Genomic DNA, 6,000 nt, shown 5'->3' on the forward strand with positions numbered 1-6,000 from the left:
CATTGATAAGGAAAAGTAAATTGGATAAGCATTATATAGAGAGCCTCTGTTGGTGGAAATGAGGTAAATGCCCCCTTTTGAAAATGACCTTTGAGCTTCGTACCGAAAGCAAGTTTGCAAGTAGATTACGACGAGATGGGCACTCGTTACAACAGCGGCAGTATCTCTCATTAAAAATTTGAATGAGACGCACTGATGGAGGCAAATAGTGTGAGCTATTTGTAAATATAGGTGGTAACACGGGTATACTCGTCCTAATCAATTTTGATTAGGGCGTTTTTTTATACACTTTTTTACAATTTTGTTGAGGGGAGCAACTTAGGATGACAATTGTTATTGGAGGCGCGTGGCCATATGCAAATGGTTCTTTGCATTTAGGGCATGTTGCTGCATTATTACCGGGTGATATTTTGGCTAGATATTACCGACAAAAGGGCGAGAAGGTTTTATATGTTTCGGGAAGTGATTGTAATGGTACACCAATCTCAATTCGAGCTGCGCAGGAAAATACGACAACGGAAGCAATTGCTAATCATTATCATGAAGAGTTTTCAAGATGCTTCAATGATTTAGGATTTACTTACGATATGTATACGCGAACAGATGCGCAGCACCATCATGAATCTGTTCAGGCAATTTTTTCACAGCTGCTAGCGAACAAATTTTTATATAAAAAGAAAATTGAACAAGCATACTGTGAAACAGATAAGCAGTTTTTACCGGATCGATTTGTAGAGGGGATTTGTCCAAACTGTGGTGCGAAGGCGCGTGGTGATCAATGTGATCATTGCTCAACGATTTTAGACCCGCTCGATTTAATCGATAAACACTGTAAAATTTGTGGGAATGAGCCAATTATCAAAGGGACAGAGCATTTTTATTTTGCTTTTAGCCAGTTTCAGGGGAGGTTGGAGGCTTATTTAGCGAAGGCAAAGGCGGAAAAACGCTGGCGAGTCAATGCTTTAGGTTTAACAGAACGTTACTTGGCAGAAGGAGTACCGGACCGAGCAGTAACAAGGGATTTACCAAATGGTATCGATGTGCCAGTACCAGGTTTTGAAGGCAAAAAAATATATGTGTGGATTGAAGCGGTAGCAGGTTACTTTACAGCGAGCATTGAATGGGCGAAGCAGCATCAACTAGCGATTGAAGATTTTTGGAATGAAGAAACGATTTCGTATTATGTTCATGGTAAGGATAATATTCCGTTCCATACAGTTATATGGCCAGCTATTCTTATGGGGATAGGGGCAGAGGCTTTACCTACACATATTGTTTCAAACGAATATTTGACATTAGAAAAACGAAAATTATCGACGAGCCAAAACTGGGCGGTATGGGTACCTTATATTTTGAGTCGATACGATGCCGATTCTCTTCGTTATTATTTAACTATAAACGCGCCAGAAAATCGTGATACTGATTTCTCGTGGCGAGAATTTATTTATAGTCACAATGGTGAATTACTCGGTGCTTATGGTAATTTTGTCAATCGAACATTGAAGTTTTTAGAGAAATCGTTCGCTAGCCAAGTGCCTCATGCAGAGGTAGATGACACGATTCGAAAACATACGATTCAGCTATTTAATGATGTTGGAATTCAACTAGAAGCGGGTCATTTTAAACAAGCTTTAGAGGCTATTTTTGAATACATTCGTGCGGCTAATCGTTATTTTGACGAGCGGCAGCCGTGGCTACAGGTGAAAGAGAATGTAGAAGCTGGCAATCAAACACTTGCAACATGTGTTTATATAATTGCTAATCTTGGACAGCTGTTACATCCATTTTTACCGTTTTCAGCTGAAAAGGTGAGAAAGATGTTAAGAATCAACGAAGTAAAGTGGCATGAGCAAGTGGACTTACCAACAAGTATTAGCGAAGTGACGCCACTGTTTGAGCGTCTTGATGTTGAATTAATTGAAGAGGAATACCAAAAGCTAGTGGAGGGCAGCCGCTAGGAATAGTGAAAGCAGTATGACTCAACGTGTCATACTGCTTTCACCTGCGGATGTATGTTAGTTCATAACGGGCGTTAATTTAGCGACAACAATACTATTGATCGCATTAATATAAGCTAGCGCACTCGCTTTTAAAATATCTGTATCTGCCGCTTTGGCGATATATTTTTCACCTTCATGCTCGATTGTAATTTTTACTTTTCCAAGCGCTTCTTTACCACGGGAAACGCTATTGATAGTATATTCTACAAGTTTTACATCAATGTTTGTAATTTCTGCGATGGCAGAATATAGGGCATCAATCGGACCTGAGCCAACTGCACTTGCTTTAAATATCTCCCCGCCTTTACGTACTTTCACACTTGCTGAAGGGAAGCTTGCGTTGCTGACGACTTGTAAATCATCGAAGTCAAAGAATTGATCACTATAATGAGTGGCATTAGCATTGTTTGCGTCATGTTTTTCATAATAGCTTTCCACAATAACATATAAATCGTGATCGTAAACTTCTTTTTTTGCGTCCGCGAGCTTTAAGAAGCCTTCGAAAATTCCTTCAAACTCATCTGCTGAAAGATTGGAGAAGCCAAGTTTTTCAAGGGCATTTTTCACCGCATGACGCCCAGAGCGAGCTGTCAGGACTAGCTCCATATCGTCTAGGCCTACATCTTCTGGATGGACGATTTCATAAGCATCACGAGATTTTAGAAGGCCGTCTTGATGAATACCTGAGGAATGGGCAAAAGCATTATCCCCAGTTATCGCTTTGTTTACTTGTACGTCTAGGCCCATGAAGCTTGAAACAAGACGAGATGTATTCATAATTTCTCTTGTGTTAATACGTGTCTCAGCATTGTATACAGAGCCACGTGTTTTCAATGCCATGACGACTTCTTCTAATGCGGCATTTCCTGCGCGTTCGCCAATGCCGTTAATTGTACATTCTACTTTATCCGCGCCGTTTTTAATCGCAGCAAGCGTGTTAGCAGTGGCCATACCAAGGTCATTATGGCAATGAACACTCAACAAAACACTATCGTTTAGATTTTTCATACGTTCATTTAGTTTATAAATCATCGCTCCGAATTCTTCGGGCTCTGCAAAGCCGACTGTGTCAGGTACATTAATCATTGTTGCACCAGCCTTCATGACGGCTTCGATCGTTTTCCAAAGATACTCGAAATCTGAACGAGATGCGTCTTCTGTTGAATATTGGACTTGTGGTAGAAGCGTTTTCGCATATTTTACTGCATCAACACCAATCTGTAGAATTTGATCCTTGGATTTGCTAAATTTTTTCTCAACATGAATATCGGAAGTGCCAAGCACCATATGAATCATCGGATTTTCAGCGTATTTTACAGCGTTATAAACAGCATCGATATCTGCCTGTACAGCACGTGCTAAAGCAGTAATCATAATGTCATTTGTATGACCAACTTTTTGTGCGACAGCTTTAACTGCATCAAAATCTCCTTGTGATGAAGCCGGGAAACCAGCCTCGATAATATCGACGCCTAATTTTTTGAGTTGCTGTGCAATCTCTACTTTTTCATATAAATTTAGTTTTGCACCAGGCACTTGCTCGCCGTCACGTAAAGTTGTATCAAACACCCAAATTTTTCTTCCCATTTTCAAACACTCCTTTTGTAGTAGTCATTATATTGATAAAGTCTCAGCCTTGCACAATAGAGACGAAATCCACACTTAGGCCAAATTTCAATAAAAATAAAAAAACCCGCCTCTATATAAAAATATAGAGACGAGTTTATGCTCGCGGTACCACTCTAATTGACCTTCTCTTTACAGAAAAAGTCCCCTTATCGACAGCTGTCACTGTCTATCCCGTTAACGGAGGAAACCGACGTCCCTTACTCAAAGTTCAGGGAGTGGCTCATGGACGAGTTCAAAATGTGTGCCTATCGGTTTGCACCAACCACCGACTCTCTACAAGTGCACTTGCATTTCTACTATTTCCAATCATGGCCACAATAATGTGTTGTTGAAAGCAATGATACTTGGGTATTTTTAATTTGTCAATAAAATTCTAAAAATTATATTTTTTCTGTCTTGTGTAAAAGCCTTAATTTGTTATCTTATTACCTAAATGCGGAGGTTTTATTTGTTAAAATAAATGCCACGTAAATTGGAGGCTGGGTACCTCAAAAATGGCGAATTCTAGATTTCAAAGACATAGTAATCTCCCGAATCGTATTTAATGAATAAATATAATTCGGGAGATTGAATACCTTTAATAACACAAGCTACTTTTTACTCCACTTTAAAACGCGAAACCTGTGTTTGTAATTCCTCGGCCATGTTGGATAGTGTGGCAGCAGAAGCGGCAACTTCTTCAATCGTTGCTAGTTGTTCTTCAGAAGCAGAAGCTACATTTTGTAGATTTGAAGAAGACATCTGTGCGATTGTTGCAATTTCATCGAAGGATGCGTAAATTTGCTCAGCACTCGATGACATTTCCTCTGAAACTGTTGTTGCTTCTTGAATTTGTTGGGATACTTGTTCAATCAGTTTAACGATTGTTGAGAAGCCTTCCTCAGCTACTTTTACCACTTGCATACCGACTTTTACCTCTTGTGTTCCTGTTTCCATAACTGTTACGGCACGGTTTGTATCCTGTTGTATTTCTGAAATAAGACTTGCTATTTGTTTAGCTGATTGCTTTGATTGATCGGCTAATTTCTTCACTTCATCTGCAACTACTGCAAAGCCGCGACCATGATCCCCTGCACGTGCTGCCTCAATTGCAGCATTTAATGCTAGTAAATTTGTTTGCTCTGCAATATCCGTGATGAGACCAATAATATTTCCGATTTCAAAGGAATGATTTCCTAAATTTTTCACAACGCTAGCAGATTCTAAAACCGCAGAATTAATTGTGTCCATCTGTGTAATCACACGGTGTAGCGATTCATTTCCTTTATTAGCTTCAGTATTTGTTTCTATAGCAAGCTCTGAAACGGCAGCCGTTGTCGTAGCCAATTGCTGAATGCCTTTTGTCATAGTTTTCATAGCTGCTGAACTTTCAGTAGCATTTTTCCCTTGGGCCTCTGAGCCACTTGCCACTTCTTGTATAGAGGAAGTAATTTGTTCTGTCGCTTGGATTGTTTGTTCAGCACTTGCGGTTAATTCAGCGGCAGAACCACTTACTTGTACAGTATTATGACGTACATTTGTAATAAGGTCCTTTAAATTTACTGCCATTTGATTAAAGGCAATTGCTAAATCACCTACCTCATCACGATTCTTAATATGAATTTGCTCAGCTGTTAAATCGCCATTAGCAATCTTTTTAGCGGTTTTTGCCATACCTTTAATAGGGCGAGAGATAAGGCTTCCCATGACCATAGCAATGATGAGACTAGTGACAACAGCGAAGATGCCAAGAATGATCATTTGGAATTTAATAGCTTGAATTTCTTTAGCTGTAGCAGCGATTTTTCCTTTTATATAATCATCTTGGTAGTTAGCAAGATTAGTTACACGGTTATCGAATTGTTTAATAAGTAGGCGACCTTGTGTACTATCGAGCTTTTCGTATTGCTCTGTTTCTCCAGCATCCTTTAATGAAAACATTCGATCTGCGAACCGTTGGACATCCTGCTCGCTTTTATTGATTGCCTCTAATAAATCACTAGATTTTTGAGAATCGAATGAAGCCTTTAATTCATCGTATTTCTTTTTAAACTCTTCACGTGAAGCCGTATTACTTTGCAAATTTTGCTCGTCCCCAAGCAATAGATAACCTCTGATATTTACAATTTCTTGTTTAGCAATTGCGCGTAGCTCTTGAATACTAATAGATTTAGTTGTTTGTTCTTCGAGTAACACACGATATGTTTTGTTTACTGAATTAAGCTGTTTGAAATTTAATCCGATTGTGCCAACTAATACTAAAATAACAATAAAAAAACCGAGTACTAACTTCTTGTAGATAGTAAATCGCATAAGTTGTCGTTTCCTTTCTCAGTAATTTAGTAGAAATGTTACAAAAAAATGAAATATGTTTATACCATTTATATCAGAT

General features: G+C 38.9%; 3 protein-coding genes and 2 other annotated features (1 of these 5 running past the window's edge). Of the genes, 1 reads left to right on the top strand and 2 read right to left on the bottom strand.

The annotated features are described in order from the left end of the window. Window positions 1-260 (top strand) — a binding site (T-box leader) (it extends 7 nt beyond the left edge of the window). 63 nt (window positions 261-323) lie between these two features. After that, on the top strand, window positions 324-1,958 hold the full coding sequence (gene metG, locus PVA17_RS02325; protein ID WP_274066753.1) for a methionine--tRNA ligase: 1,635 nt from the start codon (window positions 324-326) through the stop codon (window positions 1,956-1,958). A 57-nt stretch (window positions 1,959-2,015) separates the two neighbouring features. Here the strand turns inward: metG and PVA17_RS02330 are convergent, their stop codons facing one another. Together PVA17_RS02330 and PVA17_RS02335 are read right to left on the bottom strand one after the other, a co-directional pair. After that, complete coding sequence (locus PVA17_RS02330) at window positions 2,016-3,587, bottom strand: 2-isopropylmalate synthase (RefSeq protein WP_274066754.1); 1,572 nt, start codon at window positions 3,585-3,587, stop codon at window positions 2,016-2,018. A gap of 123 nt (window positions 3,588-3,710) precedes the next feature. Beyond that, window positions 3,711-3,948, bottom strand: a binding site (T-box leader). Between the two features lie 278 nt (window positions 3,949-4,226). After that, complete coding sequence (locus tag PVA17_RS02335; protein WP_132361391.1) at window positions 4,227-5,921, bottom strand: methyl-accepting chemotaxis protein; 1,695 nt, start codon at window positions 5,919-5,921, stop codon at window positions 4,227-4,229. Between the last annotated feature and the right edge of the window lie 79 nt (window positions 5,922-6,000).

It is taken from the genome of Lysinibacillus sp. CNPSo 3705 (assembly GCF_028674935.1).
Classification (GTDB): domain Bacteria; phylum Bacillota; class Bacilli; order Bacillales_A; family Planococcaceae; genus Lysinibacillus.